Raw genomic sequence first — 16,602 nt, 5'->3', positions numbered from 1 at the left:
GCGACTCAGGTTGGGCGATGTGCGGCATCGAGGTGAAGGTGCTCGAGATGATCGAGGATCAGTGTCAGCGTCGCCCACAGCACGCGTTCGGTATCGGCCTGCAGCGTGGGGGTGGCAAGGCCAAGCGTGTCGGCCAGCGCATGCGTGCGGTCGCGATCGAGCAGCGCGCCGAGATCCATCGCCGGCGCGAGCCGCCCGCGCTTGGGGCCATGCACGAGACGGCCCGGCAGGTTCAGGCGCGCCCCGAGATCGCGCAGGCACTGCTTGTTCGGGTCAGGCGCGATGCTCGTCAGATGCGCGACGACGCCCGCATCGACGAACGGCGGATGCAGGTCGACCGACGCCGCATCGAACAACGCGTGGCATAGCGGCAGATAGTTGGCCGACCGGTCACGGCGCAACACCTGATCCGCGCCGTCGCCGGTAATCGCGACCTCGATGCCGTCCGCGGCCATCGCCTCGGCCAGCAACAGCTTCGCGACCGGATGCAGGTTGAACATCGGTTCCTCTACCGCATGGGTCGTTCTCGGCAGCGCCGCGACGAAATCGGCCTCGTTCGCGCGGACGATCTTCACGTTCGCCTGCATCTGCGTGGCGAGTTCGAGCGCCGCGTCGAGTTCGCAGTAGTCGGGCATGTCGGTCGCGAGAATGTAGGCCGTCACGTGCGGCAGAGCGCCGAGTTCGCGCAGTTGCGCGAGCAACAGCGCCGAATCGAGCCCGCCGCTCAGCGCCAGGGCGACGCGCTTGCCGCTGTCGAGCGCGCGTTGCAGCGACGCACGCAGCACGGTGTCCAGATCGGCGTACTGCGGCCGTTCCGGCGAAGGCTGCACCGCCAGCCCTTCCGGCGAACCGATCAGCGCGTGCCCGGGCGGCACCGCAAGCACGTCGCGCAGCACGGTGCGGCCGACGAGACGCTCGCCGCTCAGGTAGCCCGCGATGGCGGCCGTGTCCGGCGCACCGGCCGGTTGTCCCGCCGCACGCAGCGCGGCGCGAATGCCGGACGCCGACACGCCGCTGCGCGGATGGTAGTGAAGACGATCGAAACCGAACGGGTCGCGCGTGCCGACGATCATGGATAACGGGCCTTCAAGGTGTCCACTTCAATGCGTTTCAGGATGCGATGCGGCGCCACCGGCGCGCTGCCGCCCTGGCAATGCAGGCACGCTTCGAGCGGCGCCTCGCGTTGCAGATAGGCAAGCATCGCGTCGAGCATGCCCGCGTCGTCGCGCAGCGGCAGGCCGTCGGCCTGAAAATCCTTCTCGCCCTTGTAAAGCGTATGGAAATGCGCGGGACGCGTGCACGTGTAGAACATGCCGTCGCGAATCATATGGCAGCGCTCGCGAATCCAGCAATCGCGATAGAGGCGCTGCGCTTCGTCGCGGTCCGTGCCGGGCTGCGCGCGATTCATCGTCGTGAACACGTCCTGCACCTTCCAGTTCAGGCGCACGTCGAAACGCGCGGCCTGACGCTCGACGTACGCGACCAGGTCGGGCGAAAGCGCCGGTTTCGGATAGCGCGAGATCGTCAGCGCATCCACCGCCTGCCAGAATGCGTCCGGCATCTCGCCGAGCTTCAGCCCGTTCGTCGTGATGGAGATCACGGGCGCGATGGCCGTCGCGCGCACGCGTTCGACCAGTTCGACGAGCGCCGGATGCAGCAGCGGCTCGCCGCCGACCAGCTTGAACATGCGCGGGCTCAACACCTTCGCCGCCTTGCGCAGATCGGCCTCGATCGATTCGGGGCTCGCATGCCACTCGGGCAACAGCGGCGACAGCGAGCAGCATTCCGCACAGGTCAGGTTGCAATGATCGACGATATGCGCCTCCAGCGAGCGCGTGCGGACGCGACCGTTTTCGACGCGGTAGTCGCGATCGAGCGGCGGCGGGAAGACGTGCTGCCGCTCGCCGGACGGTGACGGATTCGGGATCGTGTTCGGATTCGCACTCACTTCAGGTTCCTGCTTCCGTGCAACGGGAAAAGAAATCGACGAGATGGCCACGCGCGTCCACCATCGCGGACGCCATCGTCACCGCGCCGCTCAGGTGCGACGCGAAGCGCGACGGATCGTCGAGCCAGCCTTGAACGACCCACAGCTTGAGCGCGTGCTGCAGGCATGCGGCATCGACCGCCCACGCGATGCGCGCGGGATTCACCGGCCGTACCCGCTGGTATCCGCGCACGAACGCTGCTGCCAGCTGAGGCGCTTCCAGCGGCAGATGATTCAGGCACCGCACCAGTTCGTATTCGCGCGGCGCGCCGATCGACGCTTCCCAGTCGAGGATCAGCGGCGGCAGCGTGCCCGTAAACAGATAGTTGAACTGGTTGTAGTCGTTGTGGATCGGGTGTTGCGGATCGTCGGCGGGAAACGCATCGATGCTGCCCGGATAGTAGCGGTCGAGCATGCGCAGCGCGAGGTCGACATAGCGGCGCAGGTTCGCGGTGTTGTCGTTCGCGCGTGCGTGATTCAGCGCATCGAGCAAACTGCGCCGCACCGCATCCGCGTCGATCGCGGCCAGCCGTGCGCGGATCGTGTCGAGCTGCGGCAAACGAAGCTGCGCAAGGCTCAGATGCAACGCCGCCAGGCTCGCACCGAGTGCATCCCATTCGGCTGCTGAAAACGTATCGTAGGTTCTGAACTGCCCGGCTTCCCAGCGCGTCAGCATCGCGTGCGATCCTTGCCCCGTCCACAGCGAGTCGCCGGACGTCGTGCGTTTCAGCGTCTGCACATGGAATCGGGGATCGCCGTGCGTTTCGAGGTGTGCGAGGACAGCCGCTTCCTTGGTCGCGCGTGCAAGATGTTCGGACGCATAGAGCTTGACCGCCACACCGCCGCCACTGTCAGTCGGCAAATGCCACACGCGATCGCTGACGCGGCGCAGCGCCTCGCTGCGGCCGAGCGCATAGGCATCGCGAATCTCGTCGAAGGTAGCGGCGAGCGCGTCCATTCAGATGTGCTCGGCCGGCCCGTGCCGATACGGATGACCGGTCAGGAACGTGTTGTGCCCGACGTAGCGCAGCTTGTACATCGCCGGCCGGAACAGCACCGAAGGATCGTTGTTCGCGATGCCGAGCAGCGGATACAGGTCCTGCCGCACGAAGAACGCGTTGTTGCCCATGTCGTCGCAGCAGACGAGTTCGTATCCCTTCTGCCGGCCGAGATGCACGAGCGATTCGAGGCTCGCGCCGTAATAGGTCGAGCCGTCCCATTCGTGGTCCGGATTGAAACACATGACCCAGCGCTCGGGTGGCGTGTAGTACGGGTTGTATTCGATCACGACGATGCGCGGCTTGAACGCTCGCAGGCCGCGCCAGACCCAGTAGTCGTTGCCGTCGATGTCGATCGACAGCAGGTCGAAGTCCTCAGGCGTGTTCGCATCGGCAAGCAGTTGATCGATTGTGTCGGGCTGGACGCGATCGTGATGCAGCAGGACGCGTTCCGCACCTGCGTAGTGCGCGGCAAGCTTGCCGAACCGGTACGCGCTGCCCTCCACCAGCACGCCTGCCCAATCCTGCTCGCGAAGCAGCCGCGCGGTGTTGCTGTTGCGCAGGCCGTCGCTCGCGCCGATATCGACGCAGAAGCGGTTGGTCGGCGCGATCCGCTCCATCAGCCGCGCGAGGATGCTTTCCTCTGTGCCCTGCGCGTACAGGCTTGGCGCAAGGCCGGACAGGTCGAGCGGGAGAGGATGGTCCTGCATCGAGGGGCAGCTCCGGGTCGGAATGGGGAATGGTGACGTGCGTTCGGAGGGTAATTTACCCGAAGTCGATTGAGCAGAGGAAACGGGAATTTGCGACGCTGGCGGGCTTCGGCACAAGCGGAAATGAAAAAGCCCGCCAAGTACAACTTGGCGGGCCTCTCGGCTACATCAACTCAGGTACGACTCAGGATACTTACTCCTGCCCCTGGCTCGTCAGGAACTCCTCGTAATTCCCGCCGAAGTCGAACAGCGTACCGTCCGTCTTCACTTCGATGATCCGGTTCGCCAGCCCGCTCACGAATTCGCGGTCGTGCGACACGAAAATCAGCGTGCCTTCGAACTGTTCGAGCGCGATCTGCAGCGACTCGATCGACTCCATGTCCATGTGGTTGGTCGGCTCGTCCATCAGCAGCACGTTGTGGCGGCCGAGCATCAGCTTGCCCCAGATCATGCGGCCCTTCTCACCGCCCGACAGCACCTTCACCGACTTCTTGATGTCGTCCGACGAGAACAGCAGGCGGCCCAGCGTGCCGCGCACCATCGTTTCGTCGTCACCGTCCTTGCGGTACTGGTCGATCCAGTCCATCAGCGTGATGTCGTTCGGGAACTCCTCGTACGTGTCCTGCGGCATGTAGCCGACATTCGCGTTCTCGGACCACTTCACCGTGCCGTGCTCCAGTGCGAGCGCACCGAGCAGCGAGCGCAGCAGCGTCGTCTTGCCCGCACCGTTCTCGCCGATGATCGCGATGCGCTCGCCCGGCTGTACCGACAGGTTGACGTTCTGGAAGATCGTGCGCTCGTACTTCTTCGTGATGTCTTCGGCCACCACCGCGACGTTGTGCAGCTTCTTCTCGAACTCGAAACGGATGAACGGGTTCTGGCGCGACGACGGCTTGAATTCCTCGATCTTGATCTTGTCGATCTGCTTCGCACGGCTCGTTGCCTGGCGGGCCTTCGACTTGTTCGCCGAGAAGCGGCGCACGAAGTCCTGCAGCTCGGCGACGCGCTCCTTCGCACGCGTATTCGCCGCGGCCTGGCGCTCGCGCGCCTGCGCCGATGCGAGCATGTAGTCGTCGTAGTTGCCCGGCCAGACCTTCAGCGTGCCGAAGTCCATGTCGGCCATGTGCGTGCACACCGAGTTCAGGAAGTGACGATCGTGCGAGATGATGATCATCGTCGAGTTGTACTCGTTGAGCGTTTGCTCGAGCCAACGAATCGAGTTGATGTCGAGGTTGTTGGTCGGCTCGTCGAGCAGCAGCACGTCCGGCTTCGAGAACAGCGCCTGCGCGAGCAGCACGCGCAGCTTCCAGCCCGGCGCGACGTCGCTCATCGTGCCAGTGTGGAATTTCTCCTCGATGCCGATGCCGAGCAGCAGCGCGCCTGCGCGTGCCTCGGCGTCGTAGCCGCCGTATTCGGCGAATTTGCCTTCGAGCTCGGCCGCGTGCATGTAGTCGTCGTCGGTGGCTTCCGGGTTCGCGTAGATCGCGTCACGCTCGGTCATGGCGGCCCACATCTCGGTGTGGCCCATCATCACGACGTCGAGCACACGCACGTCTTCGTATGCGAACTGGTCCTGGCGCAGCTTGCCCAGGCGGACGTTCGGCTCCAGCGCGACGTTGCCGGCGCTCGGCTCGAGGTCGCTGCCGAGGATCTTCATGAACGTCGACTTGCCGCAGCCGTTCGCGCCGATCAGACCGTAGCGGTTGCCCTCGCCGAATTTGACCGAGATATTCTCGAACAGGGGCTTTGGCCCGAATTGCATCGTGATGTTGGCAGTAGAAAGCACGGCAGGTCCCGTTAAGAGAGAAATCGACGGAAAACCGTGTATTTTAGCAGGTGTCGGAGAAACTGCCGACCGCACCGCCCCGGCAGCGCATTCCGGCCCCCTGGCCCGCCGCCCGGCGGCCCCGCCAACCCGGCGGCACGCGCCCCACTGCCGCCCTACCGGAATCCCGCATCATGCCTGCCAGCCAGCTTCGCGAACAACTCGTCGGCGCGTGGCGCCTCGTGTCCTACGAAGTCCGTCCGCGCGACGGCGGCACGGCCACCTATCCGCTCGGCCGCGACGCGCGCGGCTGGATTCTCTATACGCCGGACGGCTACATGTCCGCCCAGCTGATGGCCGCCGGCCGGCCGCCCTACGCGAACGGCGACCCGCACCACGGCACCGACGAGGCGTGCGCGGCGGCCGCTCGCGGCTACATCGCCTATTCCGGCCCCTTTCAGGTCGCCGACGACGGTACGCTGACGCAAGAAATGGACGTCAGCCTGTTCCCGAACTGGATCGGCAACGTCCAGCAGCGGGTCGCCGTGCTCGACGGCGATCGCCTGCAGCTCGGCCCCGCCGCCCCGGTCCGGCTCGACGGCCGGGAGGTCGACGTCCTGCTGCTCTGGGTGCGCGCGGGCCGCTGACGCCCGTTACTTGCCGGCCTTCGCGGCCGCCCGTTGCGCCGCCTTCGCATTCATCTGCCCGAACAACTCCGAGCACGGCACATCCTTGTTGTTGCTCGGTGCGATCAGCGGAATCAACGCCGCGAACGGGTTGATCAGCCCGAGCCCGACCATCGCACCGGCGCGCAACGCGAGCGCGGTCGCATCGACGCCGACGTTCGGGTTCTTGAACGTGCCCTTCGCATACAGCGGCGAGCGAAGCGAGAAGATCCGGAAGCCCTTCGTGTGCGGGTGGATCTTCAGGTCGAGCGATTCGTCGCGCAGGTTGATCGGGCCGTCGACGTTGATCAGCGCATCGTCGGTATCGAGCGCGAACACCTTCGGGTCGAGAATCCCGTTGGTTGCGACGAAGTCGATCGCCGCGCAGTTGATCTTCACGTCGTTGTTGCCGAACAGCTTCTCGTAGACAACGTTGGCGACGTTCAGCCCTGCCGCTTCCATCAGCAGGCGGCTGATGCGGCCGTCCGTCACGAGCGCCTTCACTTCGCCATTCGACGTCGCGGCCAATGCGGCCGGCGAGTTGCCTGTCGCCGACAGCGACGCGTCGCCGTTGATCTCGCCGAGCGCCGACTGCATGACCTTCTGCGCCGGGAACAGCTGCTTGAGCTTCAGGTGCCGCGCGGCCACCGTGAAGCGGCCCTTCAGCGGCGTGCCGCTGCCGTCGAGATGCGCGGTGGTCGCGAGCGTGCCGCCCGCGACGCCGAACTGCAGCGGCTCGAGCGACAGCACGCCGTCCTGCATCACGATGTGCGTGTACAGGTTCGTGATCGGCAGGTTCGAACTCTTGACCAGCTTGCGGCCCGTGAACTTGACGTCCGCGTCGAGCGCACGCCAGCGGTCGGTCCGGAACGTCTCGACCGGCAGCACGCGGCCCGGCGGCTGATGCGTGGTGTCGCCACGCTTGGCCTTGCTCGCGGCCGTATCCGCGCCGATCACCGGCGCAAGATCGGAGAATTGCAGCAGGTTCGACACGAGTTCGCCCGACAGCTTCGGCCGCGGCTCACGCTGCTCGTAGGCGAGCGTGCCGCCGAGATCGCTGCCGCCGACGCGGCCGTTGAAGTTCTCGTAGCGGAACGTGCTGGCCTTCCGCTTGAAGTTGCCGATCAGGTGCCCTTCGGTCGCGTAAGGCGGCGTATCGGGCAGCGTGATCCCGGTGAGCTGGTAAAGGTGCGACATCGACGTGCCCTGCAGCCACAGCCGCAGGTCGATCGCCGCGAGATGCATCGGATCGGTCAGCGTGCCGACGATCGCGAGCCGCGTGTCTCCGGCCTTCACGTCGGCCTGCAGCGGGAACGGCCGCGACGCGTCCTGGATCGCGAGTACGCCGCCGAGCTTGCCGGTCCCGTTGATCGGCACGTTCTTGTAGCGGCCGTCGACCTTCAGCCCGAACGCATAGGTCGGGCCGGACGGCTTTGCGGGTGCGGCGGCGGCGCTTGCGCCGGATGCGGCAGCAACTGTCGATGCGGAAGAAGCAGATGAAGCGGACGAACCAGGCGAGCTGGAAGCAGCCGAAGCAACGGAAGCCGCAGCCGATGCGCCCGTTGCCGACGACGCACTCGCAGCCTGTGCGGCGGACGCACTCGACGCGGCTTCCGCGTTGGCCTTCGCGCTCAGTTGCGCGGCGCCATGCTTGCCGACTCGCTGCGCGGATGCCGCACGCGACGTCTGCTCCTGCTCTTTCAGCACATCGCCGAGCGGGATCGGCTGGCCGAGCGTATCGATCGCGACGGTCAGGTCGGCCTTCGTGATCGCATCGCGATACGTGACGGTGCCCTTGGCAAAGCCGAAACTTTCGAGCCGCACCTTCCACGGCGACGGCTGCGACGATTGCTTGAACTGGAAGGTCCACGTATTGCGTCCGTCGGCGAGCCGCTCGAGGTCGACGGACGGATTGACGACATCGATCGACGGGATGACGATTTCATGCGCGAGCAGCGGCAGGATTGCGAGGTCGAAGTGCGCGGCATCGAGCGTGACGAACTTGGGCATCTTCGCCCAGTCGGGGTTGCCGATCTCGAGCTGCGTGGCCGAAAAACTCGGCCAGGGCACCCAGGCACGCCAGCCGGTTTCGCCGTCAGGGCGGCGCCAGCCGACCTTGAGATCGCCGTTGATTGCGAACGGACGGCCGAGGGCGGCACTCACCTGTTCGTTGACCCACGGCTTCGCGCGGTTCCAGTCGAACGTGAAGAGAAAGACGCCGGCCGCCGCGATGAGCACCGCGACGATACCGACGATCCATGCAGCCGATTTGCCGATGGCTCGGGTAAGCGTCATGGCGGTTCCGTTGTTGTTCTGAAATGTTGCCGCACCATGCCGGGCCGCTTGCGTGGACGAACGGCGCACGACACCCGCGGCTTTTCAATCGGTATTATGACGCACGCCATGGTGACGTTTCGGCGCCATTAACGCTTTTTTTCATTTGTGACATGACAGCCCCCACCGGCCTCATCGATGCGCAGCGCATTACACGGCGCGACGCCAGCAGCGGCAAGACCCTGCTCGCCCCGACCGATTTCAGCCTCGCAGCGGGATCGCGAATTGCTATCACGGGACCATCAGGATCGGGCAAGAGCGTGCTGCTGCGTGCGCTCGCACTGCTCGATCCGCTCGACGGCGGCCACATCCTGTGGCGCGGCCACGCGATCCGGCGCAGCGCGATCCCGCGCTACCGGCGCAGCGTCGCGTACGTGCGCCAGCGCCCCGCGCAGATGGACGGCACCGTCGAATCGCAATTGCGCTATCCGTATTCGCTCGCGATCTATCGCGACGCGTCATTCGATCGCGCGCGTGCCGAAGCACTCGCCGCGCAGGCCGGCCGCGGCCCCGACTTTCTCGACAAGCGCGCGAGCGACCTGTCCGGCGGCGAAGCGCAGATCGCGGCGCTGCTGCGCGTGCTGCAACTCGATCCCGACGTGCTGCTGCTCGACGAACCGACCTCCGCGCTCGATCCCGAATCGGCGCGCGCGATCGAGGCGCTCGTCGGCGCGTGGTTCGACGCGGCGCCCGACGCCCGCGCGTACATGTGGATCTCGCACGATCCAGCCCAGGCCGCGCGGATCGGCACGATGCGACTCGTGATGCAGGCCGGCGTCATGCATGTCGCGAACCCGACGGAGGCTGCGCAATGAGCCCGGCACTGCAGGACCTGAGCCTCGTCGACGTCGGCATCGCCGCCGCGCTCGTCGCCGTCAACGGTGCGATCTCGGCGGCGCTGTCGCTCGGCCTCGGCCGCAAGCTCGCGCTCGCGGCGGTACGTACCGTCGTGCAACTGCTCGCGATCGGCTATGTGCTCGGCTGGGTGTTCGGCCATCCGCACTGGTACGTCGTGCTGCCGCTCACCGCACTGATGACGCTGATCGCCGGTTTCGCCGGTGCGGGCCGCGGCAAGCGCACGTATCGCGGCCAGCGCATCGACAGCATCGCATCGATCTGGTTCAGCAGCTGGTTCGTCGCGGCGGTCGGGCTGTTCGTCGTGATCCGCATCCATCCGTGGTTCGCGCCGCAATACGCGATTCCGATCCTCGGGATGATTCTCGGCAATACGCTGACGGGCGTGTCGCTCGGCGTCGAGCGGATGATGGAAGAGCTCACGGCGCGCCGCGACCGCGTCGAAACGGCGCTCGCGCTCGGCGCGACGCGCTGGGAAGCCGCGCAGGACGCCGCGCGCCAGGCCGTGCGCGCGGGCATGCTGCCGACGCTGAACCAGATGGCCGTCGTCGGCGTCGTGAGCCTGCCGGGGATGATGACGGGCCAGGTGCTCGCCGGCCAGTCGCCGCTGCAGGCCGTGCGCTACCAGATCGTGATCATGTTCCTGATCGCCGCGGCGTCCGCGCTCGGCACCGTCGGCGCGGTGCTGATGACCTATCGCCGGCTGTTCTCGGCCGACCACCGCTTTCTCGCGTCGCGGCTCGAAGAGCGCGCGCACTGACACGCGCGGGTACCGCGCGACGCGTTCGCGCGGTGTGCGGTCAGCGCGCGACGCGGCGCTTGCCGATCGCCTGCCGCAATGCGGCCGCGACGTCCGCGTCGGGCGCGAGCCCCTCGACCGACGCGACGAGCCGCACTGCACGCGGCGTCGTCACATAAGCCTGTGCGCCGACATAGCCGCCGCTGCCGGCCGAGCGTGTCGTCACGACGAGTGCCTGTGGCGCGCGTGCGCCAAGGTCGGCCGTGAACGCATCGGTGACCGTACCGTCACGCGCATGCAGCGCGCCCGTCACGTAATCGTCGGTATCGAAGCCCGGCGCCGCATGTGCGGTCGAATACACACGCACCGCGTAGCTGCCGGTCGAGCACGGTTCGAGCGCGCCGCTCGACACGACGGCCACCTGTTGCCGCGACGGCAGCTCGACTTTCTTCACGAAACCGCAATCGTCGGCCGCGTGCGCATGCACGGCGACGAGTGCAACGGCAGACAGCAGCACGCGCATTCGAAGTTTCATCGGGAGTCTTGCGGGAAGGAAAGGATGCGGGCGAGCATAACGTGACATCTGCATGACGTCACGCACCGCTGCCGCAGGGCAGCGGCACCATGCCGCGAAGAAGGCGTCGGGAAAACATCGGAACGGCGGCACGCAACGCTCACGTGCCGCCCCGTTCACGCCGCCCGCAGAATCCGTTGCGCGCGCACCGGACGAAATGCCGCCCCGCGCACGCCGCTCAGCGCTTGATCGACACCGTCACCTTGGTACCGTCGCTCATCGCCACGGACTTCGACCCGCCGTTGGTCGGAATCGACACCCACTTGACCTGGCTCAGCGACACGACGTCCGGGCACTGCAGCGACTTGCCGCCGGCCGTCACGCTGCGCGTGCCCTTCGGCGCGGCCGCCTGGAAGCTCAACTGCACGTTGGCGACGCCCTTCGCGTCGACCGACGGCGCGAGCCGCACCTGGGTCTGGCGCACCATCGCACCGTTCGCGTCGCGCGGCAGGTTGTCGGCGTTCGGGCAGCCGTCCGGCATCGCGACCGCACCACTCGGCGGCACCGACTTCCAGTTGAAATCGTCCGTCTCGCCCGAGCGGATCTTGCGGGTCTCCTGCGTGTTGCCGAAGGTCTTCGAGTCGACCTTGACGGTATATTCGAGCTGTCCGGTACCGCCGCCCTTCAGGCTGCCCTTGACCGGCGGCGCCGCGAATACGCTCGCGCTGACGCACGCCGCCGCGAACACGACCGACCACGATGCGGCGACTGACAAGCTGCGTTGGCTCATGCTGACCTCCTTGTAATGCGGCGGCACGCGCGTGCCGCGCGGTTTTCGATGCATGATGCGCTGCCAGTCTACCGCCAAGCGCGGTGCAATGCGCCGCAAACGCATCGGGTGTTACCCCGCTTGCATTCGCGGCGTCGCAACCTTACGCGGGCGACGGCTTCAGAAACCGCTCAGCACGAGCTTGCCGATCGACCGCCCGGCCTCGAGCAACTGGTGCGCGCGCCGCAGGTTAGTCGCGTTGATCGTGCCGACCTGTTCGCCGAGCGTCGTGCGCAGCGTGCCGCCGTCGACGAGCCGCGCGACTTCGCCGAGGATCCGGTGCTGCTCGATCATGTCCGGCGTCTCGAACATGGCACGCGTGAACATGAATTCCCAGTGAAACGCGGCACTCTTTGCCTTCAGCAGTTCGACCGGCACCGGCTTCTCGTTCTCGACGATCGTGCAAATGCCGCCTTGCGGCCGGATTACTTCCGCAGCGGCAGGGAAATGACGATCCGTATCGTTGAAGATCAGCACGTAGTCGACGTTCGGGTGGCCAGCCTCGCGCAGTTGCGCAGGCAGGTCGCCGAAGTGGTCGACCACCGCATCCGCGCCGAGCGAGCGCACCCAGTCGGCCGACGCCGGCCGCGACGCGGTCGCGATCACGTGCAGCTTGCCGAGCGTCTTCGCGAGCTGGATCGCGATCGAGCCCACGCCGCCCGCGCCGCCGATGATCAGCACCGACTTGCCGGCGTCCGCGCCCTGCGGCGACACGTGCAGCCGGTCGAACAGCGCTTCCCACGCGGTCAGTGCCGTGAGCGGCAGCGCGGCCGACGCGGCGAAGTCGAGCGTGCGCGGCTTCAGCGCGGCGATCCGTTCGTCGACCGTGTGGAATTCGCTGTTCGTGCCGGGCCGCGTGATGCTGCCCGCGTAGAACACTTCGTCGCCGGGGCGGAACAGCGTCACGTCGGCACCAACCGCGACCACCGTGCCGGCCGCATCCCAGCCGAGCACGCGCGGCGTCTCCTCGACCTGCGGCTTCGGCGCGCGCACCTTGGTGTCCACCGGATTCACGGAGATCGCCTCGACCTTCACGAGCAGGTCGCGCGGGCCCGGCACGGGCTGCGGCAGCTCCACGTCGAGCAAGGCTTGCGGGTCGTCGATCGGCAGATAGCGGGTCAGTCCAACGGCTTTCATCTCGATACTCCTTTCAGGGATTCCGGGCGGGCTGCGGCGCAGCCCCATGAACGTCATCGTAGGCAACCCGATCCTTCGAGAAAACCGCTATATTTCCTGAAACATTTTCAGGAATTTCAGAACAATGGCGACCGATCCGATTCCGGCTCCCGACAAACCGCTCGACCTGCTCGACGTCGCGCTGTTCGTGCGCGCGGCGCTGCTCGCGAACGTCACCGCGGCCGGGCGCGAGTTCGGCGTGTCAGCGGCTGTCGCGAGCGCGCGCATCGCGCAGCTCGAACGCCAGCTCGGCGCACGGCTGCTGCACCGCACCACGCGCCGCATCAGCCTCACGCAGGACGGCGAGATCTTCATGACGCGCGCCGACGCGCTGCTGTCGGCCGCCGACGCCGCACGCGCCTCGGTCGGCCATGGCCGCACCGAGCCGTACGGACGGCTGAAAGTGTCGATGTCGTCGTCGTTCGGCCGCCAGCACGTCGCGCCGGTGATTCCCGCGTTCCTGCGCCGCTACCCGTCGGTGTCGCTCGACTTGCGGCTGTCCGACGAGATCGTCGATCTCGTCGACGACGGCTACGACGTCGCGATCCGACTCGGCGCACTGAAGGATTCGACGCTCGTCGCGCGCAAGCTCGCCGCCAACCGGCGCGTGCTGTGCTGCTCGCCCGCCTATCTCGCCGAGCACGGCGCGCCGCGCCATCCGGCCGATCTGACGCAGCACGAATGCGTGATCCTCGGCGACCAGCGCGACTGGTCGTTCGCGACGCCGCAAGGCCCGCTGACCGTGCGGGTCGGCGGCCGGCTCGTCGCGAGCAACGGCGAGGCGATTCGCGAAGCGCTCGTCGACGGCTTCGGAATCGCGATCAAGTCGACCTGGGATGTCGGCCCGCTGCTCGCGAGCGGCGCGCTCGTCACGGTGCTCGACGACTATCCATTCGCGGAAGAGGTCGCGATCTGGGCCGTCTATCCGAGCCGCGCGCACGTGCCGCTGAAAACGCTCGCGTTCATTGCGTTCCTCGCCGAGCATTTCGGCGATCCGCCGTACTGGGACGGCCAGGACGCGCGATAACCGCTGCGCCGAACCCGGTTTCGATCCGCCCCCGACCGCCCCGCGCGGCCGACCGGCTACAATGGCGCGTTCGCGACGCCAGGGCCCGACGCCAGACGGGGCCCGCGTCCGCAAGCGGCTGCCCGTTGGCCGCGCACGCATTTCATTCGTCTCCCAACCATCCCGTCATGACCCACAACCTCGTCATCCAGAGTCTTGCACCGCTGTCGGACGCTCATCACAAACCGCTGCTCGCGCTATCGCGCGGCACCCGCATCGTGCAGACCGACGATCACGCGCTGCGCATCGAAAATGCGAATCCCGCGCAGCGCCTCGACATCGACGCGTACTGCGGCACGCACGCGCTCGACTTCGCGTTCATCGAGGCCGGCCGCACGCTCGGCGATTTCGGGCTCACCGTGATGGACATGGATTCGACGTTGATCACGATCGAATGCATCGACGAGATCGCCGATTTCTGCGGGCTGAAAACGCAGGTCGCCGAGATCACCGAAGCGTCAATGCGCGGCGAGATCCGCGACTTCAACGAAAGCCTCACGCGCCGCGTCGCGCTGCTGGCCGGGCTCGACGCGCAGGCGCTCGAACGCGTGTACGAGGAACGGCTGCAACTGTCGCCGGGCGCCGAGACGATGCTGGCTGGTGTGAAGGCCGCCGGCATGAAGACGCTGCTCGTGTCGGGCGGCTTCACGTTCTTCACCGAGCGCCTGAAGGCGCGCCTCGGCCTCGACTACGCGTACGCGAACACGCTCGAGATCGTCGACGGCAAGCTGACCGGCAAGGTGCTCGGCGAAATCGTCAACGCCGACGTGAAGGCGCGCCTGCTGCGCGACACGTGTGCGTCGCTCGGCCTCGCGCCGAGCCGCGCGATCGCGATGGGCGACGGGTCGAACGACCTGAAGATGATGGCCGAAGCCGGGCTGTCGGTCGCGTTCCACGCGAAGCCGGTCGTGCGCGACGCGGCGACGGTCGCGTTCGACCATGTCGGCCTCGACGGGCTGCTGCGGCTGTTCTGATCCTGCCGCACCGCCCATGAAAAACGCCGGCGCGATGTTGCATCGCGCCGGCGTTTCGTTTTTCCGAGGGACGTTGGCGGCCCTTGATCAGCCGAGTACGCTCTGCATCGCGCGTTCGATGTCCGCGCGCAGATCGGCTTCGTCTTCCAGGCCGACATAGAAACGCACCAGCGTGCCGCGATGCGGCCAATCCGGACGCATCGACGCGACGTCGTAAGGCATCGCGAGGCTGCATGCACCGCCCCAGCTCCAGCCGATCGCGAACAGGTCGAGCGACTCGACGAAGCGATCGATTTGCTCCGCGCTGTAGCGTTCGTCGAACACCACTGAGAACAGCCCGCCCGCCCCCGTGAAATCGCGCATGAACGACGCGTGCCCCGGGCAATCGGCGATCTGCGGATGCAGCACCGCCGCGATCTCCGGCCGCGCCTTCAGCCATTGCGCAAGTGCGAGCGCGCTCTTGCTGTGCGCGTCGAAGCGCACCTGCATGCTCGGCAGGCTGCGCAGCACGAGCGAGCAATCGTCGACCGACACGCCGATCCCGCAGCGCATCCGCGCAAGCTTCAGCTTCGCGTGCAGCTCCGCATTCGCGGTAATCGTCGCACCCATCAGCACGTCGCTGCCGCCCGACTGGTACTTGGTCAGCGCCTGCACCGAGATGTCGACGCCGTGATCGAACGGCTTGAACGCGAGCCCGGCCGAGAAGGTGTTGTCGATCGCGGTGACGATGCCGCGCGCCTTCGCGGCCGCGGTGATCGCCTGCACGTCGGGCACTTCCATCGTCACCGAACCCGGCGCCTCGATCCAGATCAGCCGTGTGTCCGGCTGGATCAGGTCGGCGATGCCGGCGCCGATCAGCGGATCGTAGAAGCGCACAGTGATGCCGAAATCCTTCGCGAGCCAGTTGCCGAAATCGGCGTTCGGCCCGTACACGTTGTGCGGAATCAGCACGTCGTCGCCCGCTTTCACGATCCCGAAGTACACGTTCATGATTGCCGCGAGGCCCGACGGCTGCAGCAGCGCATGCGTGCCGCCCTCGATCTCGGCGAGCCGCTGCGCGAGCGCGAGCGACGTCGGCGTCGCGTGCAGCCCGTAGCGCCACTGGTTGTCGTTGTGCCAGACGAGCGCGCGCATCGTCGCGAGATCGGGAAACACGACCGTCGACGCACGCGCGACCGGCGGCACGAACGACCGGAAGCCTTCCGGAATGACGTCGTCGGGTTGAACGATACGGGTTTGAAGTGCGCGCTTGGAAGTGGATGCAGTCATGACAGGAAGCCGGGCACGAGGCCGTTCGGTTGCGGAATATGTCGCTAGATTAGCCAAAATCGGCGCACTTGGCCCGGTACAATGCGCGCCGCGCCCGCCGAGCCAGCGCGCGCTCAGTCGCCGGTGCGCAGGTTGACGACGCCACCCACCGTCTCGATTTCCTGCACGCGGCCGTCGCGCACCTGCAGCGCCGCGCGCTTGCCTGGCGCCAGGCGCAGCACGACCGGTTGCGGATCCGACTCGTCCGAGTTCATCCGGTCGGCCTTCAGGTCGCCCGTCGTGTCGAAGCGGCCGACCCACACGCCCGTGATGTTCGTGCCGTCGTTCGATTCCTCGATCTCGAGCGTGTCGCCGTCGCGATCGCCCGCAAGTAGCACGACCTCGCCCGTATCGGCGAACTGGTACTCGCCGTGCACGCCTTCCTCGTCCGTCTTCGGGCCAAGATGCACGACGATCGGTCGATCGCCAAGCGTGCCTTCGTAGCGCGGCAGGCGGGCGAACTCGGGATTCGGCTTCAGCGGCCGCGCCGCTGCCGGTTCATCCTGCTGCACGTCCGGCGCGACGGCCTGCGCCGCGACCACGCGCGGCATCGCGAGGCCCGCTGCCAGCGCGCCTGCGACGACGAGCGCCCGTTGCCATTCCGAATATCGACCCACCTTGTATTGCTCCTTGCTTCTGATTCGCTCGAAAATCGCGGCGATGCCCTGCCCGTCGTGCGGGG

General features: G+C 66.9%; 16 protein-coding genes. 5 read left to right on the top strand and 11 right to left on the bottom strand.

Annotated features, from left to right (window positions below):
• Positions 1 to 5: 5 nt before the first annotated feature.
• The 5 genes from U5809_RS24520 to U5809_RS24500 form a co-directional block, all read right to left on the bottom strand.
• Positions 6 to 1,073, bottom strand: a complete 1,068-nt coding sequence (locus U5809_RS24520; protein WP_322088420.1) for an asparagine synthase-related protein — start codon at positions 1,071 to 1,073, stop codon at positions 6 to 8.
• Positions 1,070 to 1,948, bottom strand: coding sequence for a radical SAM protein (locus U5809_RS24515; RefSeq protein WP_322088419.1), 879 nt, complete (start codon positions 1,946 to 1,948; stop codon positions 1,070 to 1,072). Before U5809_RS24515 ends, U5809_RS24520 begins: the two co-directional genes overlap by 4 nt.
• A 1-nt stretch (position 1,949) precedes the next feature.
• Complete coding sequence (locus U5809_RS24510) at positions 1,950 to 2,945, bottom strand: phosphotransferase enzyme family protein (protein WP_322088418.1); 996 nt, start codon at positions 2,943 to 2,945, stop codon at positions 1,950 to 1,952.
• Complete coding sequence (locus tag U5809_RS24505; protein ID WP_282505125.1) at positions 2,946 to 3,695, bottom strand: FkbM family methyltransferase; 750 nt, start codon at positions 3,693 to 3,695, stop codon at positions 2,946 to 2,948.
• 193 nt (positions 3,696 to 3,888) lie between these two features.
• Positions 3,889 to 5,481 carry an ABC-F family ATPase gene (locus U5809_RS24500; RefSeq protein ID WP_322088417.1) on the bottom strand — a complete coding sequence of 531 codons (1,593 nt, stop codon included), beginning with the start codon at positions 5,479 to 5,481 and terminating at the stop codon, positions 3,889 to 3,891.
• Positions 5,482 to 5,654: 173 nt separating this feature from the next.
• Between U5809_RS24500 and U5809_RS24495 the strand changes: the two genes are divergently transcribed.
• Positions 5,655 to 6,107 (top strand): lipocalin-like domain-containing protein, encoded by a 453-nt coding sequence (locus U5809_RS24495; RefSeq protein WP_322088416.1) that lies wholly within the window; start codon positions 5,655 to 5,657, stop codon positions 6,105 to 6,107.
• Positions 6,108 to 6,113: 6 nt separating this feature from the next.
• Here U5809_RS24495 and U5809_RS24490 read toward each other — a convergent pair whose 3' ends face one another.
• Positions 6,114 to 8,420, bottom strand: coding sequence for an AsmA family protein (locus U5809_RS24490; protein WP_322088415.1), 2,307 nt, complete (start codon positions 8,418 to 8,420; stop codon positions 6,114 to 6,116).
• A gap of 152 nt (positions 8,421 to 8,572) precedes the next feature.
• Here U5809_RS24490 and U5809_RS24485 point away from each other — a divergent pair, with 152 nt between their 5' ends.
• A complete protein-coding gene (locus U5809_RS24485) occupies positions 8,573 to 9,274 on the top strand; it encodes an ATP-binding cassette domain-containing protein (protein WP_322088414.1) in 702 nt (233 codons plus the stop codon).
• A complete protein-coding gene (locus U5809_RS24480; protein ID WP_089467547.1) occupies positions 9,271 to 10,074 on the top strand; it encodes an ABC transporter permease in 804 nt (267 codons plus the stop codon). The genes U5809_RS24485 and U5809_RS24480 overlap by 4 nt, the downstream gene beginning before the upstream one ends.
• Positions 10,075 to 10,114: 40 nt before the next feature.
• Here U5809_RS24480 and U5809_RS24475 read toward each other — a convergent pair whose 3' ends face one another.
• The 3 genes from U5809_RS24475 to U5809_RS24465 form a co-directional block, all read right to left on the bottom strand.
• Positions 10,115 to 10,588, bottom strand: a complete 474-nt coding sequence (locus tag U5809_RS24475) for a PliI family lysozyme inhibitor of I-type lysozyme (protein ID WP_322088413.1) — start codon at positions 10,586 to 10,588, stop codon at positions 10,115 to 10,117.
• A gap of 217 nt (positions 10,589 to 10,805) precedes the next feature.
• Positions 10,806 to 11,357: a DUF6013 family protein gene (locus U5809_RS24470; protein ID WP_322088412.1), complete on the bottom strand. Its 552-nt coding sequence runs from the start codon at positions 11,355 to 11,357 to the stop codon at positions 10,806 to 10,808.
• Positions 11,358 to 11,516: 159 nt separating this feature from the next.
• Positions 11,517 to 12,533 (bottom strand): zinc-binding alcohol dehydrogenase family protein, encoded by a 1,017-nt coding sequence (locus tag U5809_RS24465; RefSeq protein WP_322088411.1) that lies wholly within the window; start codon positions 12,531 to 12,533, stop codon positions 11,517 to 11,519.
• 124 nt (positions 12,534 to 12,657) lie between these two features.
• Here U5809_RS24465 and U5809_RS24460 point away from each other — a divergent pair, with 124 nt between their 5' ends.
• On the top strand, positions 12,658 to 13,599 hold the full coding sequence (locus U5809_RS24460) for a LysR family transcriptional regulator (RefSeq protein ID WP_322088410.1): 942 nt from the start codon (positions 12,658 to 12,660) through the stop codon (positions 13,597 to 13,599).
• A 167-nt stretch (positions 13,600 to 13,766) separates the two neighbouring features.
• Complete coding sequence (serB, locus tag U5809_RS24455; RefSeq protein WP_322088409.1) at positions 13,767 to 14,612, top strand: phosphoserine phosphatase SerB; 846 nt, start codon at positions 13,767 to 13,769, stop codon at positions 14,610 to 14,612.
• Between the two features lie 87 nt (positions 14,613 to 14,699).
• Here serB and U5809_RS24450 read toward each other — a convergent pair whose 3' ends face one another.
• Positions 14,700 to 15,881 (bottom strand): cystathionine beta-lyase, encoded by a 1,182-nt coding sequence (locus U5809_RS24450; protein WP_322088408.1) that lies wholly within the window; start codon positions 15,879 to 15,881, stop codon positions 14,700 to 14,702.
• Between the two features lie 113 nt (positions 15,882 to 15,994).
• A complete protein-coding gene (locus tag U5809_RS24445) occupies positions 15,995 to 16,537 on the bottom strand; it encodes a hypothetical protein (protein ID WP_322088407.1) in 543 nt (180 codons plus the stop codon).
• Positions 16,538 to 16,602: the final 65 nt, after the last annotated feature.

Origin of the sequence: Burkholderia sp. BCC1999 (assembly GCF_905339975.1) — a bacterium.
Lineage (GTDB): Bacteria > Pseudomonadota > Gammaproteobacteria > Burkholderiales > Burkholderiaceae > Burkholderia.
Note: the sequence above shows the minus strand (reverse complement) of the source record. Positions and strands in the feature narration are given on the sequence as shown.

Coding starts and splice junctions, on each gene's coding strand:
- U5809_RS24485 (WP_322088414.1), top strand. CDS start 8,573: ATGACAGCCCCCACCGGCCTCATCGATGCGCAGCGCATTACACGGCGC.
- U5809_RS24510 (WP_322088418.1), bottom strand. CDS start 2,945: ATGGACGCGCTCGCCGCTACCTTCGACGAGATTCGCGATGCCTATGCG.
- U5809_RS24520 (WP_322088420.1), bottom strand. CDS start 1,073: ATGATCGTCGGCACGCGCGACCCGTTCGGTTTCGATCGTCTTCACTAC.
- U5809_RS24475 (WP_322088413.1), bottom strand. CDS start 10,588: ATGAAACTTCGAATGCGCGTGCTGCTGTCTGCCGTTGCACTCGTCGCC.
- U5809_RS24460 (WP_322088410.1), top strand. CDS start 12,658: ATGGCGACCGATCCGATTCCGGCTCCCGACAAACCGCTCGACCTGCTC.
- U5809_RS24495 (WP_322088416.1), top strand. CDS start 5,655: ATGCCTGCCAGCCAGCTTCGCGAACAACTCGTCGGCGCGTGGCGCCTC.
- U5809_RS24450 (WP_322088408.1), bottom strand. CDS start 15,881: ATGACTGCATCCACTTCCAAGCGCGCACTTCAAACCCGTATCGTTCAA.
- U5809_RS24480 (WP_089467547.1), top strand. CDS start 9,271: ATGAGCCCGGCACTGCAGGACCTGAGCCTCGTCGACGTCGGCATCGCC.
- U5809_RS24505 (WP_282505125.1), bottom strand. CDS start 3,695: ATGCAGGACCATCCTCTCCCGCTCGACCTGTCCGGCCTTGCGCCAAGC.
- serB (WP_322088409.1), top strand. CDS start 13,767: ATGACCCACAACCTCGTCATCCAGAGTCTTGCACCGCTGTCGGACGCT.
- U5809_RS24490 (WP_322088415.1), bottom strand. CDS start 8,420: ATGACGCTTACCCGAGCCATCGGCAAATCGGCTGCATGGATCGTCGGT.
- U5809_RS24470 (WP_322088412.1), bottom strand. CDS start 11,357: ATGAGCCAACGCAGCTTGTCAGTCGCCGCATCGTGGTCGGTCGTGTTC.
- U5809_RS24465 (WP_322088411.1), bottom strand. CDS start 12,533: ATGAAAGCCGTTGGACTGACCCGCTATCTGCCGATCGACGACCCGCAA.